The organism is Flavobacterium sp. UW10123 (assembly GCF_040538975.1).
Classification (GTDB): Bacteria; Bacteroidota; Bacteroidia; order Flavobacteriales; family Flavobacteriaceae; genus Flavobacterium.
Genome location: NZ_JBEWQE010000002.1, coordinates 279750 through 301194 on the forward strand (window position 1 = coordinate 279750; position 21445 = coordinate 301194).

Here is a 21445-nt window from a genome sequence, read left to right on the forward strand (position 1 = left end):
AAACCGAATGAATTGTGAATTGCAAATTGTGAATTATGAATTGATTTTTGCGATTTGGTGAGTAATTGTTGATGGTAGATGGTTTATTGTTTATTGTTTATTGTTTGTGGCTGATGGCAAAAAAATAAGCCACAGATTAAAAAGATTAAAATGATTTAAAAAATCTGTGTTAATCTGTGTAATCTGTGGCTATTCTATTTTTTTAGAATTAATAATTAACCATTAACAATTAAATCTTCACGTGTCCCCAGTTTTCTCCGCTGGCAATTCTTCTAATTTGCATTTCGCTTACGCCGAATTGTTTTGCAATCATTTTAAGACGTGTTTTTTGTTCAGGTCTAGCAAGGATTTTTTTGATTAACATTACTTTCGTAGTGGTTAATTTTCGTCCGTCGGCTTTTAGATTGTGTTCAATTAAGTTCTTTTTTGCCTGAATAACGCGTGGACTTTTACGGCTGTGTGCCATCATTTCTTGTTTTGTAGCCCAACGTAGATTACGCTCGTCATCGTTTGCTCTGTTATAATCTAAGTGTAGAACATACGTCTGTTCTTCCGATTCTTTCGGAATAAAATACTGCGCCACTAATTTGTATAAGAAGAGATATTTGTTTACGATTTTATCGTCTTTTTTAACCTTAAAACGGAAAGTAGGGTATCCGTCGCTTAAACCTCCTTTTAAAATGCGTCCGTTTTCAATATCGTCGGTAAAACTTATTAATCTTCCTCTGTTAGAAATGGCGTATCTTAATTGCAATGAGGCATTTATTTCTATTTCTTTGAATTTTTCATCAGGATAAAATCTATTTTGTGGCATTGTCTTTTACATTTGATTTCTATACTCTCAAAGATAAATAATAAACCAAAAATTTCTGCTATCTCATTGATTGTGAAAGGGCAATTTTATGATTTCTATAACGCTAATTTAACGTTTTAAAGTGTTTTTGATAGTTTTTAGTCGGATTTTAAATCACAAATTATCAAAAATGCAGTTTTCGTGTTTTTTGAATTGAAATTAATTTATAGCTAAATAATTATTAAATTACTGATCTAGCCAGTTTTTGAAGTTATTGATTTCCTTTTTACTGATGAAAATAGCGTCAGATTCGGCGGCAGGAACCGTTAAAATCAATTCAACCTTCTGGTTGGAATGTTTTATAACTTCTTTAATACTGTCTCGGCTAACGATATATTTTCGATTTATTTTGAAGAAATGAAACGGATCAAGACTGTTTATAATTTCTGTCAGAGTGCTATTATACAAATAGCTGTTTGTTGATTTTATATGAATAAAAAGATGTTTTCCAGTTGCGGCAAAATAGGTGATTTCGTTTTCATTAATAGAAATCATTTTATAACCGTGATTTACTAGGAAATGTCGCTGTATTTTACTGCTTTCAGGATTTTCGATTGCAACTAAAGATTGGAGTGTAGAATTGCTGTTAAAGCTATCTTTTATTTTTTTGAATTTCTGAAGGGCTTCTAGTAATTCTTCTTCTTCAAACGGTTTTAAAAGATAATCGATTGTAAAATGTTTGAAAACGGAAATAGCATAAGAATCGTAAGCGGTTACAAAAATAACAGGGCAAGAGATATCTGCTTTTTCAAAAATTTCAAGACTTTTTCCGTCACCCAAATGAATGTCCATAAAAGCGAGATCTACTTTGTTTTCGCTAAAAAACGCGACAGCTTCTTTTACCGATTTCAAGACACTGATTGTATCAATCGATAAAACGTCCTGCTGCTCTAAAATAGATTTTAGATAGCTAGAAGCAAGATGTTCGTCTTCGACAATAGCAATTTTCATTTTACAGATATTTGTAATCAGTTATGCTGCAAAGATAAATTCAGGAATTCTCATAAGCAAAAAAGAGTGCATTTTGTTGTGTTGTTTTTTATAAAAAAAAGGCCTAGCTGTAAAAACTAGACCTTTTAAAAAAAAACAATTAGGTAAAATTATAGATTGGGATTATTCAATCTCGCGTTTGCTGGATAAATAATAGTATAACGCGGATCATTTTGTATTAAAGTGCTTTCTGTACTTAAAAATTTATGAACGATTTGTTTTTGAGTTGTTCTTCTTAAATCAAACCAACGGTGACCTTCAACAGCAAATTCTCGGTGTCTTTCTTCGTAAATGAAGTTCGTTAAATCGGCTTTGTTCATTGTATTAACTTCACCTTCTAATTGTGTATATCCAGCTGCTGAATATCTGTTTTTTATGAAATTTAAAACTATTGCTTTAGCATCATTAATTTTATCAAGCTTCAATAAAGTTTCAGCTTTTGTTAAATACAATTCCGAAGTTCTGAAAGATGATTTTTGATTGTCATTTCCTCCTTTTGCAATTCTGAAACGACTTCCGCTAGCTGTAAAGTAAAGCGGGAAACGCAAATCTGTTGTTTTGTTATACGCAGAAATTAAATCGACAGAAGCAAATGAAGCTCTTTGGATACCCACTATATAACCATCTTCGAGCGCTAAAATAGATTCTTTTCCATCAAATTTTGTAGCTAGAACAGGAGTTGCTTTTAAGTCAATTAAAGTATTGTTGATTTCCAATGCTTTATTGGCTGCATCTAATGATTTTTGCCATTGCTGTTGATACAAATACACGCGGCTTTCTAAACTGAATAAAGCTATTTTTGAGAAACGGTAGTTTAATCCTGTTGGCTGCTTGTTTATATTGATTAATTTCTCTGCTTCGTTAGTGTCAGAAATAATCTGATTGTAAACATTTTCTACACTTTGTGGTACAAAAACTTGTTCCAAATCTATTTCTAACGCTAATGGAACTCCTTTGTCTGTGCCAGCAGTTGTTGCATTGTAAGGTTTTCCGAAAAGGTTTACCAAATCAAAATTTGCCATTGCTCTCAAAGCATATGCTTCTCCCAATAATTGATTTTTTTCTTCAGATGCCTCTACTTTTTTTGAAGCTTCATTTATAACAACATTGGTGTAAAAAATGACACTGTATAAATCTTGATAATGAAAATCTAATGTGCTTTTATCAGGATTTGCGTCTTTCCATAAATACACATCTCTATAAATAGAAACTTCACTATTATCCTCGTTCATTACTAATTCGTCTGTACGAACAGCAGACAACGATTTGTGTTCTGGATATTGAGCATATCCTTTTGTTAGAACTGCACGAAATTCTTCTAGCGATTCTGGAATTACTTTTCCGACAGGCGTAATATCTAAGTAATCATCACAGCTGCTAAGAGCTATAGCAGCAACGAATAGTGTTATATATTTTGAGAATTTTTTCATCTTTTTTAGTTTTTTAGAAAGTAACATTAAGTCCTAAAGTAAATGATCTAGGAACTGGCTGCGCATAAATGTTTCCGTAAGTTTCTGGATCAAAATAACCTTTGTAATCTGAGCTAATCACAAACAAGTTTCTTGCTTCTAGATTTAAACGAATACTTTGAATATTAATATGATCTGTGAACGTTTTTGGGAATGTATATCCAAAACGAACACTGCTTAATCTCATATAACTCATTTCGCTAACCCAAGTATCTAGGTAGTTGTAAGTGTTAATTTGACTTGCTCCAGAGAACCAACTGTATGCCATCCAAGAATCTCCTGTACCAGAATTTTTACTAGTAATACCTGGTAAGTTAGATGAAGTGTTTGTTGGTGACCAAGCGTTTAAAATATCAGTTGTATAATTCTGTCCTCTGTCAACTATTGTTCCGTTGTAAGGAGGGGTTTTTGTAACAGTTTGTTTGATATTGAATGATGCTGCAACAGTAAGATCAAAATTACGAATCTTAAATGTGTTTGTAAGACCTCCTGTAAATTTAGGATCTCTGTCTCCTAGGTAAACAAATAGATCTCTAAATTCTGCTGGTGTTAAACTTGACTGAGTAATTTCTCCAGGCAAGAATTCAGCATAAGGATCAAATAAACCAAAGAAAGTCTGTGCATTTACAGTTTCTCCTTTTTTGTTTACAAATAATGGATAACCATTTTCGTCAATTCCGTTTGTTTTAAATCCGAAAACAGCATTTACAGCATGACCTTCTTGGTTTGGCAAGTAGCTGTTGTCTCTTATTTCTAAACGGTCAACATTACTTTTGTTGTGAGCCAAATTAATTGTGGTATTCCATTTAAAATTAGGACGGTCTATGTTTTTTGTAGCCAAAGCAATTTCAAAACCTTTGTTGCTTGCTTGCGCCCAGTTCATATTGGTAAACTCAAAGCCATTTTCTAAAGGAAGCGCTTTCATACCAATTAAATCGGTACTTTTTCTTCCGTAGAAATCAGTTACAATGCTAATGCGGTTATTAAACACACCAAGATCAAAACCTAAGTTGGTATTTTCTGTTTTTTCCCAACGCAATTTGCTGTTTGGAGGGGTCATTACTTCAATTATAGGTTCTGTCTGTCCTGGTAAAATAGTAGTAGTTTTATTTTCTCCAACTACATAAGGTGAAGTATTTTTATCAATATTACCTTGTAAACCGTAAGAAGCACGTAGTCTTAAGTTAGAAATAGTTTTACTGTCTTTTAAGAAATTTTCTTGTGATACTAACCAAGATCCAGATGTTGACCAAAGTGGCAAGTATTTGTATTTAGGATCTACACCAAATAAGTCAGAGCCATCGTAACGCACACTTCCGTAGAAGCTATATTTTCTGTTGTAAGTATAGGCAGCTGTTGCAAAGAATGATGCAAAGGCATTTTCTTTTTCTGTTTTGATGTATGTTTTGTAAATAGCATCATTAATAGAATTAGAGTTAGGGAAAATAATTTGCTGTGTTGTCAAATTCTTTTCATCATAACCAAAACCTCTTGTCAAGATAGAAGTGTTTTTATTTCTTCTTAACTCATTACCAACCATAACTTCAATTTCGTGTTTCTCTCCTAAAGTTTTAGAATAGTTAACCATTGTTTTTAGGTTGTACTGAAAAAAGTCTGTGTTTGTATTTTGAATAATTCCGCCTTCAGGAAGGAAATATTTTTGAACTCCGCCAGAATAATAGCTTGTTTTTTCTTTTTGTTTTCTAGTGTAAAAAGTTTCCTTGCCGGCAAATTTTTCGCTAGAAGAATTATCCAGCTGCAAACCTAATTGGCTTGATACTTTCAAATCTTTAGTGATTTTATACTCAGCGTCAAACAATGCTTTTATAGCTCTTGTTTTTAAATCGTAAGAAGTATTGTTTCTTTCTTCTAAGAAATTAAAAGGCAATTTGATATCAGAATATGAAGCAATATCTGGATCGTATTTATAGCTTCCATCTTCATTATAAGGTGTCAAATACGGATTTACGTTTCTTGAATAGTTTGCAGGATTTGTAAAACCGTCAGTATCTGTTACGTAAGAGGTAGTTTTACTATCCGAACCAAAAATACCAATACCCACTTTAAATTTATCTGTAATGTCGTAGTTGTTTTTTAAGGTTAAGTTGTAACGTTTAAGACCAGTTCCAATTGTTGTTCCTTTTTCATCATAATATCCTAAAGAGAAATAGTAATCAGATCTTTCTCCACCTCCAGATAGACTTAATCCGTGCTGTGTGTTGATGGCTCCTTGGTATAATAAATTACCCCAATTTGTATTGATGCCTCTTAAATTATTGATTGATTGCTGTGTTTGCGGACTCAAAGAAGAGAATCCACCGGCTCTGTATGCGTCTAATTCATTCGCTCCATTCAGGATACGAGCAACATCTCCACCGGTGTCTCTGTAAGTCAAATCTGCACGGCTCGCCATATTAAGTTCAAGATCAACTTTCTGATTAGAGTTCATTAAGTTTAATTTAGAAAAATCTGGTTTTTGCGTGATAAAAGTGTTAGTATTGAAACTCACGGTCATTTTACCGCTTCTACCTTTTTTAGTAGTTACAACGATTACACCATTTGCAGCACGTGCACCATAGATTGCAGTAGCCGCAGCATCTTTTAAAATTGTAATATCTTTAATATCGTCTGGATTTAAACCAGCGATAGAATAGTTGTTTAATACGTCGATATTGTCTTTATCGTAATTTTTTGGCACATCATTATTTTCTAAAGGGAGACCATCTAAAACCCATAAAGGATCTTGTGTTCCGTTTAAAGAAGCTGTACCTCTAATTCTAATTTTTGCAGCTGCACCAGGTGCTCCTGATGGAGTAGTAACGGCAACTCCGGCAACTTGTCCAATCAATAATTGGTCAATACTAGCAACACCTGTCTGCTGAATTGAAGCCATATCTACCTTTGTAATGGCAGAGGTTAGTTTTCTTTTTTCAATTTTCTGATAACCTGTTATTACAACTTCCTGAAGTTTTGCGGTTTCTGAAGTTAGTGCAATAGTATAATCTTTTTGAGCCGTTAATTCAATAGTGTACGATTTGTATCCCATGAAGGTAACTCTCAATGTAGTAACATTTTTTGCGATTTTCAAAGTGAATTTACCATCGAAATCTGATGTAGTTCCAATTGCTTCACTATGAATAATACCTGCCATAGCAGTTTTATTTGATATCGAATTATTCTCAACAAAGATTGATGCACCCGGAATTGGCGATGAATCTGCTGCATCTTGAATGATTCCCGAAATGGTTCGGGTTTCCTGCGAGTATCCTGCGATGGCCAGGAATAGCAGTAAGGCTTGTAAAATTTTTTTCATGTTTTTGGGTTGTGTATTAAAAGGTTGTGTTTAGACTTTTTTCAATTCGCTGTATTAAATCGCGGTAATGGTTTTGGGTAGATTGGTCTCCCGTATTTTTTTTAGTTTTTAATAATTGAAGGACTTTTATCAATTCGCCTTTTTTATCTGAGGTTACTTCTGCAACTCTACTTAAAAAAGCGTTATTAATGTTTCTTGCCGTATATGCATCCTCTAAATAATTGCATAAATGTGGCATGCTTAAAGTCTGCTGAATTTCGATTGATTTCTTCGCTTCGGTTTTTTCAAATAATTTATTTGTCGAAACAATTAAAACATCTACATAATTCTTTTGTGTCATACGCTCCAGAATTGATAGTGATTTATTGGCAATTGTTCCTGCAAAAACGTTTTGATGCATTTTTTTAAACAAATCATTTACGGTAAAAACAGGGTCTTTAGTTTTATTTCGCTGATATAACTCATTTTCTGTCATTCGAAGTAAACGGTCATCTCTGAATAAACTATACATGGCATCGTATTGTAATCCTCGTGCCATTGTATATGGTGTGTACTCATAAGGACCAAAAGGAGAATCTCTCAGCGGATTTGTTTTTTCTAAAATGTCATTGAAAAACAACCACTGCGGAACTGTAATTACATTTTTAACTAAATAATCTGCTGCTCTTCTCTGCATTGCTGCAGGAACTGGAACATAACTTTGTTTGTTATCGCCGTGAACCGTTGTGTTTAAATAAACACCGCCAATATTAGCCAATACATGATCACTGTATGTTTGCCATTGGCCAATAGCTCCAATATATAGTTTGCCTGTTTCATAGTAAGACTGATCTTTATCATAAGTCCATGTTAGGATATTATCTACAACACGTTTTAAGTTTTTCAAACCGTATTCGCTTGCTTTCATAGCATCATTTCCTAAATCTTCAGACTGGGAACGAGGGTCAATTACATTTCCTTGCTGCTCACCATAAAAATAAATGGGATCATCTTGATGTTTTGTAATTAAGGCGTTTAGTTTTGTTGTTTCGTTGTCGTTAGGCGAGTACCATCTGTAACCCCATTCAATAGCATATTTATCATATTCTCCAATTTTCGGAGTAATAACTGTTACGTTGTCTTCTGGCTGAGCTACATAATTGTAACGTGCATAATCCATAATTGATGGAGCGGTTCCGCCCATTTTTGCTGTAAATTCTTTAGAACGCAACGATTCTACATCGTAAGCAAAAGAAGAACCCATATTATGTTTTAACCCAAAAGTATGCCCAACTTCATGAGATGAAACAAAACGAATTGCTTCTCCCATATGTTCATCACTAAATTTATTTCCTCTAGCTTTTGGGTCAATTGGTCCTGTCTGAATACGCATCCAGCTTTGAAGCGAAGTCATTACATTATGCCACCAGATAATATCGGCTTCGATAATTTCACCGCTTCTAGGGTCAACTACAGATGGCCCCATAGCATTTGATTTTGGAGATGCAGCATACGTAATTACAGAGTAGCGTACATCATCAATGTCAAAATCCAAATCTTTATCAGTAGGTTCTTTTGCTATAATAGCGTTTTTGAAACCCGCTTTTTCAAAAGCTGCCTGCCAATCGTGTACTCCATCAATAATATATTTTCTCCATTGTTTTGGAGTCGATGGATCAATGTAATAAACGATTGGTTTTTTCGGCTCTACTAATTCACCTTTCAAATATCTTTCTTCGTCTTCTTTTTTAGGTTCTAATCTCCAGCGTGTAATTAGTTCTTTTTCAACCATTGCTTGCTGTGCATCGGTAAAATACCAATGCTTTTCAGAAAAGAAACCAATTCGTTTATCAGAAAAACGTGGTTTCATTGGAGTTTTGTCCAATAAAATAATATTACTTGTCACACCAAGCGTAATTGGTAATGATGATGCGCCATCGCTGTAAGAAGTTGTCAGTTGCGATTTTACGACAATGTTTTTTGGGAAAGTTTTTAAACTTTCTATATATGATAAATCAGATTTTACAGAACCTCCAATGCCAGTGTTGCTCAAAACATCATTGAAGCTTTTTTGTTTTCCGTCAAAAATCTTGTTTACTTTAATAACAACAGAAGTCGAATCGTTATTTTTGGTTTCAATATCAAAAACTTCAATAATAGATTCTGCAAAATTATTTTGAACCGATTGTGTAATCGCATCTTCTTTTGGTGAGGAAACCTTAGGAACATACGATTTTACCCAAACCTTTTTCGCGATTGTATCTTTATAAAAACTAATGACTTTGTTTTCATAATTCATTCCTTTGTTTAATCCAGCTTCATTTACTTGAAAAGGAACTTGAGATAATTTGTTTACAATTAAAAATTCTCTTTGGAATAAACTGTCTTGAATTTCAAAATAAACATCGGTTTTTACTTGAATAACATTGAATAGTCCTTTTTTGAGAGAACCTTTTTTGACAAGGTCGTCATATTTCTTACCCTTTTTAGAATCGGTAGAATCTTTTTTAATTTCGGTTTTGTCCTCTTTTTTGTCTTTTTTCTTCTTTTGAGAATGTACAGTAAGCGACGATAATAGTAATATGGATATGCAAAATATTATCAAATTATGCAGGAATGATTTTTCCTTCATCAGATGTTAAGTTTAGGTTAATTTTAGGTCCGAAACTATTTTATTTTAGTTCGGAAAAAAAACAAAAAGGAGTGAGTGGCTTTTTTTTAGGAGTGAATGGATATTAATGGAAGAATACAAACAAAATAGCCATCTTTTTCTGATGTCTTAAATTCTGTTTTTGAATAATAATTGTAAATACTCTTTAGGTAATTTAACCCAAATTTAGTACTTGGTTCTGCAACCAACTTCTTTTGGAGATTGTTGCTGATGATAACCTGATCTTTTTTAACCAGGATTTTTGTAGTAAGTGGACTTTCCTGAGTGGCTCTATTGTGCTTAATAGCATTTTCGACCACAATCTGAAAAGCAAGATAGGGGATGTGTTTGTTTAATGCGGCTTCGTTTTCAATTTGGATAGAAAAGAATAACTCTTCCCTAAAACGAGTTTGTTGCAAAAAGATATATTTTTCGATAAGTAATAATTCGTCCTTCAAAGAGACAATGTTCTTTTCTGGCGGATCAATTAAATAACGATAAATACGAGATAGGTTTAAAGTAAATTTTTGCGCTACTTTAATATCGCTTCCAATTAGCATATAAAGCGAATTGAGCGAATTAAACAAAAAGTGCGGATTAATTTGCTCTTTCAGTTGCTGTAACTGAATTAGAGCTTTTTCTTTGATGATTTTTTCATTTTCGACTAAGAGTTTATTCTTCTCTTTTATGACAATTCCCTTTTCTCTATAAGCACGTCTGTTGGCATAAGAAAAAAGATAAAAAATCAAAAGCAGCATGATTGTAGTAATCAAATAAATTGAGGTTGAATACTTTTTAACCAAAGCTACATTTTCGTCAGCAACCATTTTCGGAACGTTAACACAAACAAACCAGTTTGAGTTTTTTATATCCAGTTTTTTGGTAAAACGAATAACGTCCAATTGCAAGTATTCAGAGATAGTTGTCCTTTTGACAAAATCCTTTTTCTTAGTATAAACAGTATCAGACGGAGTAAGAGATGAAATTTTAAAAATATTCTTTCCAAGAAAAGCAATTTCTGGATGATAGATGCAAGTTCCGTTTTTGTCAAAAACAAAAGCGTAGTTAGTAGCCGTTTTTGTTTTATCTATTTTAGAAATATAACTATGAAGCAATCTTAAATTAATGTCATAGCCATATTTTACAGTGGTTTTGTTTTCTGAAACTAATTTGAAATAAATACGCCAAACCCATTCGTTTCCTTGCGGAAGAATTACGCTCAGATGTTCAATGTTTTTATTTTGAAGAAGAAATGCTTTTACGTCATTTTTAATTCCGTTAGAAATAGAAGGATTTCCGTACTGAATGGCATTTTCATTAATCTGAAACCAATTGTTTACAATCAGTTTATTATACGTTTGAAGTGAAGATAAAAGCTGGAGGTTATTATCTAGGTTTCGCGAATTGCTTATTTTTAAAACATGCTCAATTTTTTTTTCCTGCTCCAAAAACTTCGAAAGTTCTTCGGACATGAATTCCTGCTTTTTAAAAAAATTGCGCGTAGCTATATCATCATTTGATTTTTCGGTTAAATCAGTAATCAGATTGCTAAGAGTGTAAACCGCCGAAACCGTAATCAGAATCGAGACAATAACGTATATTAAAAAAGCACGTCTAGAAGTAATATTTTTTAATCTAAATTTCAAAAAGTAGTATTATAACTTAGTTTGCCACAGCAAACTGCGAGTCATATAAATTTTTATAATACCCATCAGTCTTTTGCAATAACTCCTGATGTGTACCTTGTTCAACAATCAATCCCTTATCCATCACCACAATTTTGTCTGCATTCACAATTGTTGCTAATCTATGCGCAATAATAATAGAAGTTCTTCCTTTTGTAATTGTTTCTGTTGCACGCTGAATCATTTCTTCAGAATATGTGTCAATCGAAGAAGTGGCTTCATCCAAAATCAGAATACTTGGATTGCTCACATAAGAACGTAAAAAAGCAATAAGCTGACGCTGTCCAGAAGAAAGCATAACACCTCGCTCTTTTACATCAAAATCATAATTATCTGGCAGATTCATAATAAAATCATGAACACCAATTTTCTTTGCCGCATCAATTACTTTATCTCGAGTAATTTCTGGATTGTGCAAAGTGATATTGTTATAAATAGTATCGGCAAACAAAAAGACATCTTGTAAAACAACAGCAATTTGTTTTCTCAAAGAAGCCAAAGTGTAGTTTTCGATGTTTTCGCCGTCAATGCAGATTGTTCCGCTATTTATTTCGTAAAAGCGATTTAATAAATTAATGATCGTAGATTTTCCTGCTCCTGTAGAACCTACAATAGCAACAGTCTGTCCAGCCGAAACCGATAAATCAATTCCTTTTATAACTTCTTCCTCTGGAATGTAGCTGAAACGAACGTCTTTAAATTCGATGCTTCCGTTGAAAACTGGCGCTTCAATGGTTCCTGTATCTTGAATATGATCTTGCGTGTCGATAATATCAAAAACACGATTGGCAGCAATCATTCCCAATTGCATCTCATTAAATTTATCCGCAATTTGCCTTAATGGATTAAAAAGCATTCCGATAAACATGGTATAAGAAAACAAATCTCCAAAAGTCGTAAAATGATCTCCGTTCAAAATTCTAAAACCGCCATAAACCACAACTAAACCTAAAGTAATAGACGAAATAATATCTGCGATAGGGAAGAAGATAGAGTTGTACAAAATAGTCTTAATCCAGGCGACTCTATGTTTGTTGTTGATTTCTTTAAAGTTTTCGGCTTCGATTTTTTCGCGGTTAAAAAGCTGTACGATTTTCATTCCCGTTACACGCTCCTGTACAAAAGAGTTCATGTTGGCAATCTGAGTTCTTACTTCTTCAAAAGCCACCTGCATTTTACGTTGAAAAATTCTGGTTACATAAACCAAAATTGGCATCGCAATTACAACAATCCAAGTTAATTTCCAGTTCATGTAAAACATAAAAATAAGCACCACAACCATTTTCATCAAATCGCTTATAATCATAAATAAACCTTGACTGAAAATTCGAGCAATCGATTCAATATCCGAAACGGCACGTGTGACCAATTGGCCAACTGGAACCAAATCGAAATATTTCATTCTAAAACTAAGAATATGCTGAAAAAGTTTTGTTCTAATGTCTTTTACAATATCCTGTCCGAGCCAGTTGGCCCAATAGACAAAGTAAAACTGCGAGAAAACTTCCATCAATAAAACGACGCCCATTAAAATAATATACATCAACAAACCCATTTTATCATGAGTTTTGATGTAGCCGTCTACAGTTTCTTTTAGTAAATAAGGACGAAGTGCGGCAAAAATAGACAGCGAAATGGCAAATATGATTACGCCATAATAACGCCATTTATAAGGGCGGGTATATTTTAAAATTCGTTTAAATAATCCTGTGTCGAATGCTTTTGCTTTCATTTGTTTTTTCAAGCTTTAAGCTTTAGGCTTTAGGCAATAGGCTTGACATTTAGTGCTTAAAGCCTACAGCTTATAGCTTATAGCTATAAATAATCGTAATAAATATTGGTCAAATATAAACCATGTGCTGGAACCGAAAATCCTGCTTTTTCTCTGCTTTTGCTGGCGATAATATTTTCAAAATCAGTTAAAGTAATTTTCTTTAAACCAATATTGATTAAAGTACCCACAATTGCCCGAACCATATTTCTCAAAAACCGATTTGCCGAAATGGTAAAAATCAGTTTCCCGTTTTCTTGTTTCCAGTATGCTTCAAAAATCGTGCAATCAAATGTATTTACGTCTGTATTAACTTTTGAGAAACACTGGAAATCGGTATGTTTCAGTAACAGTTGAGCAGCCTCGTTCATTAAATTCACATCCAATTTCTGCGTGACATACCAGCTCAATTCTTGTAAGAACGGATTTTTAACCGTATTGATATGATATTCGTAAGTTCTTTTTGTTGCATCAAATCGGCAATGTGCATCATCGTGAACTAATATAATATCAAAAATCGCAATATCTTTTGGCAAATAAGAATTCAGTTTATAAACCAAAACCGGAATATCTAAGGTCTTTTCTGTGTCAAAATGACCATACATTTCGCTTGCATGAACACCAGTATCCGTTCTTCCAGCACCCATAATGCTGATAGTTTCATTTAATAAAACTGAAAAAGCCTTATTTAAAGTTTCTTGGACTGAAGAAGCATTTGGCTGTATTTGCCAGCCATGATAATGTGTTCCGTTATAAGCAAATTGAATAAAATATCTCACTGTTGAGGTTCAAAGGTTCAAAGGCACAAAGGTACAAAGGTTTTTTTAAAAGATGCTTTTAAAAGGTGCAAAGGTTCAGAGTTGCAAAGAGGAAAAGGTTTTTCATCATGCATATCTGTAGAGACGCACTGCAGTGCGTCTAACGTAAGATTAGAAAATAACTAAACTTGAAGATAGGACGAAAGACGCACAGCAGTGCGTCTCTACAAAAAAAACCTTTGTACCTTTGTGCCTCCGAACCTTTGCGCCTTTAAAAAAAATGAAAAAAATCCTCTTACTTTCTGATACTCACAGTCACATCGATGATACTATTTTAAAATATGTTGCTCAGGCAGATGAAGTCTGGCATGCTGGAGATATTGGAGATTTGAGTGTTACAGACACTATTAAAAAACTAAAACCGCTGCGAGCAGTTTATGGAAATATTGACGATGCAAAGGCAAGATTGGAATTTCCGTTAAATAATCGTTTTTCATGCGAAAATGTTTCTGTTTGGATTACGCACATTGGCGGTTATCCCGGAAAATACAATCAGAATGTTAGGGAAGAATTGGCTTTGAATCCTCCGAAATTGTTTATCTGCGGACATTCGCATATTTTGAAAGTCATGTTTGATAAAAAGAATAATTTATTGCACATGAATCCGGGTGCGGCCGGAAAAAGCGGTTTTCATAAAGTAAGAACCATGCTTCGATTCGTAATCGACGATGATAAGATAAAAGATTTAGAAATTGTCGAAATAGGAGCGAAGTAATTAATGAGGCAACGGAATCTGAATTTTTATTTTGGTTCCTTGGTTTTCTTTTGATACAATCGATAACGAACCTTTGTATTTTTTAATTCTAGCTCTAATTCTGTTTAAACCAAAACCTTCGGCATCTTTTAATTTTTGACTTTTAAAACCAATTCCATCATCATAAATACGTAAGACTAATTGGTCTTCTTTTTCAGTAAGAGAAAGTTTTGCTTTTTTAGCGTTGCTATGCTTTATGATATTGCTGAATAATTCACTGACAATAAAATAGATTTTTATTTCAAATTTTTCAGAATATCTTCTGCTGTTCGGAATGAAACTTGAAAATTCAAATTCAATGGCAGAGTTGGAATTTTTTTCGCATAAATCTTCTAAGGAATAAATCAACCCAAAACGTACCAAAAGCGAGGGAACAAGATCATGAGACATGTCTCTTAAAAGTTCGTGAGCTTCAGATAAAATAGCTTTTGCTTTCTGTATTTCGTCTGATTTTACATTGTGCTGTGCTGTAAATGTATTTAAATGTAATCCAGCGGATGATAATAACGAGTTGATGTTGTCATGTAGAAAAGAAGCGATTTTTTTGTGCTCTGCTTCTTGAGAATCGATTCCCGAATTGATGATGTCGAGAAGTATTTTCTGCTTAGTGTCTTTTCGTTTTATTTTTTGCTTTAGTCTATTGTTTTGGTATAAAAAATACAGCAAAAGAAAAATAATGATAGCAAGAATAATGGATAAACTAACGATTTTTTTATTTCGAAGTTGCTCTGATTTACTGATGTGATTTAGTGCGGTTCCGCTGTCAACTTGGGTTTGAATGTGTTGAGCAGTTGAATAATTTGACTGTGCAATTGTAGTTCCTTTAACTGCAAAAAATAATAGCAAAGAAATAAAAAAATGAAAACCAGACATACAAGCAGCATTTTTAAGGATTAATCAAATTATTTTTAAGAGCATATTTCACTAAACCGATTGTACTTTTAATATTCAGCTTTTTCATGATATTTTTGCGATGTGTTTCCACAGTATGCGAACTGATAAAAAGTTTTTCGCTGATTTCTTTTCCGCTGTATTCCAAAGCAATTAAGATAATGATTTCAATCTCTCTTGGACTTAAAATTGGGTTTTCTGTAATTGCATTATGATTTAGTTTTGGACTGTCTATAAAAGAGTTGAAGATTTTTTCTCTTACAGCATCACTAAAATATTCCTGTTCTTGATAAACAGCTTCAACGGCTTCAATGATATTTTCACCGGCACAATTTTTTGTGAGATACCCTTTTGCGCCCAGTTTCATAACTTCCTTAATAATTTTTAGATCATCATAGCTGGATAAAATAATGACTTTGCAAGGCAATTGTTTTTCATTAAATTCTTTAAGCGTTTCAATACCATCTTTTTTCGGCATGCTGATATCCAAAATTAAAACATCGGCTTTATCTTTCACAACGTCATCATAGACAGTAGTACCGTCTAGTGAAGTTCCTGCCACTTCAAAATTTGAAACGGTTTGAAGTAAGTTGGATAGTCCATCAATTAAGACCTGATGATCGTCTGCAAGATGAATCCTTATTTTTGGTGTCATGATTATTTGAATTTGAAAATACAAATTTATCATCTAGATCACATTTTATTATGCTCTTTAGGTTCTATTTATACCATAATAGGGCATAAAAAAAACCCGAATATAAATTCGGGTTTTTCTTCGCACAAAATAAACTAAGTTTATAGGTTTACCTCAAACGATCAACAGATTTTACAAGATCTTCGTCCTTTTTGATGGCCTTATTAGCTAAAACTAATAACACGATAGCAACAATCGGCATGAACATCCCAATACCTTTCTCAGAGACTTCAGTCCCTCCAGATAAATTTAGTGATCGATATACAAATAATCCTAATAAAATTAAATTTAATATTATATTAAGTCTGTTTAATACAAACTGATTTTGTCTTTTTTTGAATGAAATAATACTGATAAGACTAAGCATAGTTGTTAAGCCTAATAGAACAGTATAAAGCTGATCCTGCATAAAAAAGAATGGCTTTCCTGCACTAGTTGTCCAAAGCGGAACAAAAAGCATTAAAATGCCAGTTGCAGCAAAAGCTAGAAATAAATATACAGTCTGAATTCTTTGTATCATGGTCTAAAAATGTTTTACAAAAATATATTTTCTTTTTTTAAAATGCTATTGTATGATAAAATTTTATTCGTATTATTGCATCATAATACCGTAAGCACTTCATACTGCGGTCAATTCAAATTAATTATCTACCTATTCTTTTTACAGTATTCCTTAAAATAATTAAATTCATAGAACATTCATGTTTGATATTTCTGCATTAAAAGAAATGAAGCTTTCTGAGCTTCAAGAAATAGCTAAGTTAGCTAAAACAATAAAGATTACTGGTGTCAAAAAAGAGACTTTAATTAGTCAGATTTTAGCACACCAAGAAAGTGTTACTGCGCCTGCTCAAGCTCCTCAAACAGAAGTAGTTTCTGATGTCAAAGAAGATAAACCAAAGCGTGCCAGAATTGCTCCAGCCAAAACAAAAGCAGCTAATACCAAAAATACTCCCGTTTTAGAATTTGATAAAGTAGAGGAAACTGTTCAAAAAAACGATACTGCTGAAACAGTTCAGCCAATTGCAGAAACGGTAATTGAAGCAGTAGAGGAAAATAAAACGCCAGTAGCTAAAAAAGAGCCTAAAGGTGGAAAATTCAATAAACAGGCATACGAGAAGAAAGTAGCGCTGAAAAAAGAGAAAGAAGCAGTAAAAGAAGAGACTGCTACTGAGGAAGTTGTAGAAGCAACTCCATCAGAATCAATTGTTTCTGAGACTACAGTTGAAACAGCTGAAAAAACTCCAGCAATTGCTCCAGCAAAAAAGATTAATCCGAATCAGAATAAAAATCAGAACCAGAACCAAAATCAAAACCCGAATCAGAATCAAAATCAGAGCGGGAATGGCAATGGAAACGGAAATCACAATAATCAAAATCCTAACCACAAGAATAAAAAGAATAACAATAATTTCAGAGATTCTGATTTTGAATTTGACGGAATTATTGAAAGTGAAGGTGTTCTAGAAATGATGCCTGACGGTTACGGATTTTTACGTTCATCAGATTATAATTATTTAGCTTCTCCAGATGATATTTATTTATCAACTTCACAAATCAGATTATTTGGTTTAAAAACTGGAGATACTGTAAAAGGTGTAGTTCGTCCACCAAAAGAAGGCGAGAAGTTTTTTCCTTTGGTTCGTGTATTAAAAATCAATGGACACGATCCGCAAGTTGTTCGCGATAGAGTTTCTTTTGAACACTTGACACCAGTTTTTCCTTCAGAAAAATTTAAACTAGCCGAAAAAGGCAGTTCTATTTCAACCAGAATTATAGATTTGTTTTCACCAATAGGTAAAGGTCAGCGTGGTATGATCGTTGCGCAGCCTAAAACTGGTAAAACAATGCTTCTTAAAGATATTGCAAACGCGATTGCAGCAAACCATCCTGAAGTTTACTTAATTGTTCTTCTTATTGATGAACGTCCTGAAGAGGTGACCGATATGCAAAGAAGTGTTCGTGGTGAAGTTATTGCTTCTACTTTCGATAGAGAGCCACAAGAACACGTAAAAATTGCTAATATCGTATTAGAAAAATCTAAGCGTTTAGTAGAATGCGGACATGATGTAGTGATTTTGTTAGATTCAATCACTCGTCTTGCAAGAGCGTATAACACGGTTCAGCCAGCATCTGGAAAAGTATTAAGTGGAGGTGTTGATGCCAATGCTTTACAAAAACCAAAACGTTTCTTTGGAGCGGCGAGAAATGTAGAAAACGGAGGTTCTTTAAGTATTATCGCAACTGCATTAACTGAAACAGGTTCTAAAATGGACGAAGTTATCTTCGAAGAATTTAAAGGAACTGGTAACATGGAATTACAATTAGATCGTAAGATAGCCAATAAACGTATTTTTCCTGCAATCGATCTTACATCGTCAAGTACACGTCGTGATGACTTATTGTTAGACGAGAAAACATTACAAAGAATGTGGATTATGCGCAAATATCTATCAGATATGAATCCAGTAGAATCTATGGACTTCGTAAACGATCGTTTCAAGAAAACAAAAAACAACGAAGAGTTTTTGATTTCGATGAATGACTAATTTAAGGGGCAAAGGTTCAAAGTTACAAAGGTTCTGAGGTTTTCTTTTGGAATCTATAAAATATAAAAAAGGGATGAATTTTAAAATTCATCCCTTTTTGTTTTTTTAATTTTTGCAGTTAGGTTCTTGTTTAATAATCTTTGAACCTTTGTACCTCTGAACCTTTGTGTCTATTTTTTATCAACTACAGGTCTGTTTTCTCTATTAGCTAAATCCCAAGCTACAACAAAAGCCAGTTTAGTTCTTTTGGTTAGAGCGTCATATTCAATTTTTTGAGGTTCGTCACCTTTTCCGTGGTAATCTTCGTGAACTCCATTGAAGAAGAAAACAGCTGGAATACCATGTTTTGCAAAGTTATAATGGTCAGAACGCTCATAGAAATGGTTTGGATCTTTTGGATCATTAAATTTAAAATCTAAGTCCATTTTGATGTATTTTTCATTTTGAGCCACTACAGCATTATGCAAATCAGATGATAATCTGTCAGCACCAATTACATAAACATAATTGTTTGTGTTTGAATGCTCTACATCACGACGTCCGATCATGTCGATGTTGATGTCTGCAATTGTATTTTCGATTGGAAATAATGGATTTTCAGAATAATAACGAGATCCGTGTAAACCATGCTCTTCGCCAGTTACGTGAAGAAACAAAATTGAACGTTTTGGACCATGACCTTGTTTTTTAGCTTTAGCAAAAGCTTTAGCCATTTCGATAACCGCTACAGTTCCAGAACCATCATCATCAGCACCATTATAAACTTCACCATCTTTAATGCCTACGTGATCGTAATGTGCAGAAATTACCAAAACTTCATTTGGTTTTTCTGAACCTTCAATGTAAGCCCAGATATTTTCAGAGTCTGGCAGATTTTGATTACGTCTTGCGTTCATAAATGCAGCGGGAACAGGCTGGTAGAAATCTTTAGCTTCTTTTGGAAAAGAAATTCCGCTTTTTTTGTATTGCTCAATCATGTAAAGACCTGCTTTTTTCTGCCCTTTAGAGCCAGTTTCACGACCTTCCATTTCGTCAGAGGCAACCGTGTAAAGCATTTTTTTAAGATCTTTTTCGCTGATTGCTTTAACGTATTTTGACGGGTCCGAATTGTCTTTGGCTGTAGTTGACTGCGCAGTTTTACAAGAATACGCAGAGACAATTAAGAATAAAATAAGTATTTTTTTCATTCTAGTAGTTAGTGTAAATTAATAAATGTGTAAAGAACGTACAAAGTGAGTAAAAATAGGATAAATAGAGAGTTTATTATAAATAATAAAAAGCTTTTTATAAAAGAGACTATTCTTGACTCGCCATAAAAACGGTGGTGTGCAGGGTAAAAGTAATAACACATCCAAATGGTTCCTGCAAATGTCGTAATTGATGATATAAAAGACAGCGGACTATCTTCTCCAAAAAGACCAATTAATCTGTCGATGATAAACATGATGAGAAAAATTAGTAAGAGGAAAGAGAAATAGTGTAGTGTAAAAATTCCGTGATCAAAATAATACCATTTCTTTTTGTTGTGAAAAAGCCACAAGAAGAAAGCAAAAAACGGCATGATTATAAAGAGGATTTTAGGAAGATTGTGAAAGAACGATTCAACAAATTTTACATAAATCTCTTTTTTAGTATATTTTTCAGTTACGTGTATAGCTTTTTCAGCAACCCAATAGGATGAAGCGTTTAATTTTTCCCTTTCTTTTCCATATTTTTGAATCGAATCTAGTTCTTTCATCGTTTTAAAATGAAAATACCTTTTGTCTTCCTTTCTGCTTATGCTTATACTGTCTGTAGTTTTAGAAATTTCTTTGTTCAGGGCTTCTTCACTTTTATCAATTTGTTCATTTACATTATTTGGAAACATTGCAATCAATAAAAAAGTAATAAAACTTATAAAAATGTAAAGTCTAACCGGCGCAAGATAAGATAAACGTTTTCCAGAAAGGTATTCTTTTGTAAGCGTAGACGGTTTGAACAGTAGATTTTTTATTGTTTTCCAAAAAGCATTTTCATAATGGGTCAAATCTTCAAAGAAATGAACAAATAAGTGATGAAAAGTTTTTCGGCTATCGCTGTTTTCTTGTCCGCAGTTTGGGCAGTATTTCTGTTCAACAACATGCCTGCAGTTTAGACAAGTTTTGTCTTCTCTAATTTTATTATGTGACATTGGTTTATATTAATTGATTTTGTTCTGGTAGTATTTTTTAAATTATTTCTTCAAGACTTCGTTTAAGAAAAGCTGTAAATGATCAAAAGATCTTTTTGCCGCAACAGCATTGTATGCAGCGCCTTTAGAATTGTCATTTCCAGCTTCAGGATTTGTAAAAGAGTGAACAGCATTTGCATAATAAATCATTTGCCAGTCTGCTTTGCCATCACGCATTTCCTGCTGGAATGATGCTATTTCTTCTTTAGGAACAAACGGATCATCGGCTCCATGACAAATAAGAACTTTTGTAGATATAGGCTCGTTTTTTCTACTTGCATCTTTTCCTAAACCGCCGTGAAATGAAGCAATACCCTTAACATTCAAATGTCCGCGGGCAGCTTCAAGAACTCCTGTTCCTCCAAAGCAATAACCAATGGCAACAATATTATCGGCATTTGCGCCAGATTTAACTAATTCTTTCAAAGCAGCATTAATACGTTTTTGATAAGCTTCGTAATTTGTTTTGTAAAAGCCTGCTTGTTTTCCGGCTTCTCCTGTGTTTTTAGGATAATTTCCTTCGCCATAAATATCAGCGATAAAAACATGATAACCCAGTTTAGACAATTCTTCAGCAATTCCTTTAGAAGCATTGTCAATTCCGAGCCAAGCCGGTAAAAGCAAGATTCCTGGATTGTTAGCACTTTTTTTAGCAGATTTTATGAATAAGCCATTTAGTTGCTGACTCCCTTCTGTATATTTTACTGGTTTTAATTGCGCATTCATAAGATTTGAAAATAAGATTGCACTGAATAAAATGATTATGGTGTTTTTCATGATTTCTTCAATTTTTAACAAATATCAGAAATATTATGTTACA

The 21445-nt window shown here is 33.4% G+C and carries 16 protein-coding genes; 2 read left to right on the forward strand and 14 right to left on the reverse strand.

Annotated features, from left to right (window positions below; all coding sequences use genetic code 11):
- Positions 1–229: 229 nt before the first annotated feature.
- From ABXT06_RS03575 to truA, 8 genes are all read right to left on the reverse strand, one after another.
- A complete protein-coding gene (locus tag ABXT06_RS03575) occupies positions 230–814 on the reverse strand; it encodes an NUMOD4 domain-containing protein (protein WP_354589510.1) in 585 nt (194 codons plus the stop codon).
- A gap of 225 nt (positions 815–1039) precedes the next feature.
- Positions 1040–1804 (reverse strand): LytR/AlgR family response regulator transcription factor, encoded by a 765-nt coding sequence (locus ABXT06_RS03580; RefSeq protein ID WP_354589511.1) that lies wholly within the window; start codon positions 1802–1804, stop codon positions 1040–1042.
- A gap of 149 nt (positions 1805–1953) precedes the next feature.
- The gene (locus ABXT06_RS03585) at positions 1954–3273 is read right to left on the reverse strand and encodes a RagB/SusD family nutrient uptake outer membrane protein (protein WP_354589512.1); all 1320 of its coding nucleotides are present in this window, start codon (positions 3271–3273) and stop codon (positions 1954–1956) included.
- Between the two features lie 13 nt (positions 3274–3286).
- The gene (locus tag ABXT06_RS03590) at positions 3287–6625 is read right to left on the reverse strand and encodes a SusC/RagA family TonB-linked outer membrane protein (RefSeq protein ID WP_354589513.1); all 3339 of its coding nucleotides are present in this window, start codon (positions 6623–6625) and stop codon (positions 3287–3289) included.
- 16 nt (positions 6626–6641) lie between these two features.
- On the reverse strand, positions 6642–9236 hold the full coding sequence (locus tag ABXT06_RS03595) for a zinc-dependent metalloprotease (RefSeq protein WP_354589514.1): 2595 nt from the start codon (positions 9234–9236) through the stop codon (positions 6642–6644).
- Between the two features lie 86 nt (positions 9237–9322).
- Positions 9323–10900, reverse strand: a complete 1578-nt coding sequence (locus ABXT06_RS03600; protein ID WP_354589515.1) for a sensor histidine kinase — start codon at positions 10898–10900, stop codon at positions 9323–9325.
- 16 nt (positions 10901–10916) lie between these two features.
- Positions 10917–12671, reverse strand: a complete 1755-nt coding sequence (locus tag ABXT06_RS03605) for an ABC transporter ATP-binding protein (protein WP_354589516.1) — start codon at positions 12669–12671, stop codon at positions 10917–10919.
- Positions 12672–12754: 83 nt separating this feature from the next.
- Positions 12755–13489, reverse strand: a complete 735-nt coding sequence (gene truA, locus ABXT06_RS03610; protein ID WP_354589517.1) for a tRNA pseudouridine(38-40) synthase TruA — start codon at positions 13487–13489, stop codon at positions 12755–12757.
- Positions 13490–13748: 259 nt separating this feature from the next.
- Here truA and ABXT06_RS03615 point away from each other — a divergent pair, with 259 nt between their 5' ends.
- Positions 13749–14243, forward strand: coding sequence for a metallophosphoesterase family protein (locus ABXT06_RS03615; RefSeq protein ID WP_354589518.1), 495 nt, complete (start codon positions 13749–13751; stop codon positions 14241–14243).
- Here ABXT06_RS03615 and ABXT06_RS03620 read toward each other — a convergent pair whose 3' ends face one another.
- The 3 genes from ABXT06_RS03620 to ABXT06_RS03630 form a co-directional block, all read right to left on the reverse strand.
- Complete coding sequence (locus ABXT06_RS03620) at positions 14244–15155, reverse strand: sensor histidine kinase (protein WP_354589519.1); 912 nt, start codon at positions 15153–15155, stop codon at positions 14244–14246.
- Positions 15156–15168: 13 nt separating this feature from the next.
- Entirely contained in the window at positions 15169–15828 is a 660-nt protein-coding gene (locus ABXT06_RS03625) for a response regulator (RefSeq protein ID WP_354589520.1), read from the reverse strand.
- Between the two features lie 148 nt (positions 15829–15976).
- Complete coding sequence (locus tag ABXT06_RS03630; RefSeq protein WP_354589521.1) at positions 15977–16387, reverse strand: DUF4293 domain-containing protein; 411 nt, start codon at positions 16385–16387, stop codon at positions 15977–15979.
- Positions 16388–16568: 181 nt separating this feature from the next.
- On the opposite strand from ABXT06_RS03630, the gene rho reads away from it, so the two are divergent.
- Entirely contained in the window at positions 16569–18416 is a 1848-nt protein-coding gene (gene rho, locus ABXT06_RS03635; RefSeq protein WP_354589522.1) for a transcription termination factor Rho, read from the forward strand.
- Between the two features lie 170 nt (positions 18417–18586).
- On the opposite strand, the gene ABXT06_RS03640 is transcribed toward rho, so the two are convergent.
- The 3 genes from ABXT06_RS03640 to ABXT06_RS03650 are packed head-to-tail and all read right to left on the reverse strand — an operon-like array spanning position 18587 to position 21402.
- Positions 18587–19603, reverse strand: coding sequence for a M28 family peptidase (locus ABXT06_RS03640; RefSeq protein WP_354589523.1), 1017 nt, complete (start codon positions 19601–19603; stop codon positions 18587–18589).
- An 8-nt stretch (positions 19604–19611) separates the two neighbouring features.
- Positions 19612–20586 (reverse strand): DUF3667 domain-containing protein, encoded by a 975-nt coding sequence (locus ABXT06_RS03645; protein ID WP_354589524.1) that lies wholly within the window; start codon positions 20584–20586, stop codon positions 19612–19614.
- Between the two features lie 42 nt (positions 20587–20628).
- Positions 20629–21402 (reverse strand): dienelactone hydrolase family protein, encoded by a 774-nt coding sequence (locus ABXT06_RS03650; protein WP_354589525.1) that lies wholly within the window; start codon positions 21400–21402, stop codon positions 20629–20631.
- Positions 21403–21445 lie beyond the last annotated feature (43 nt).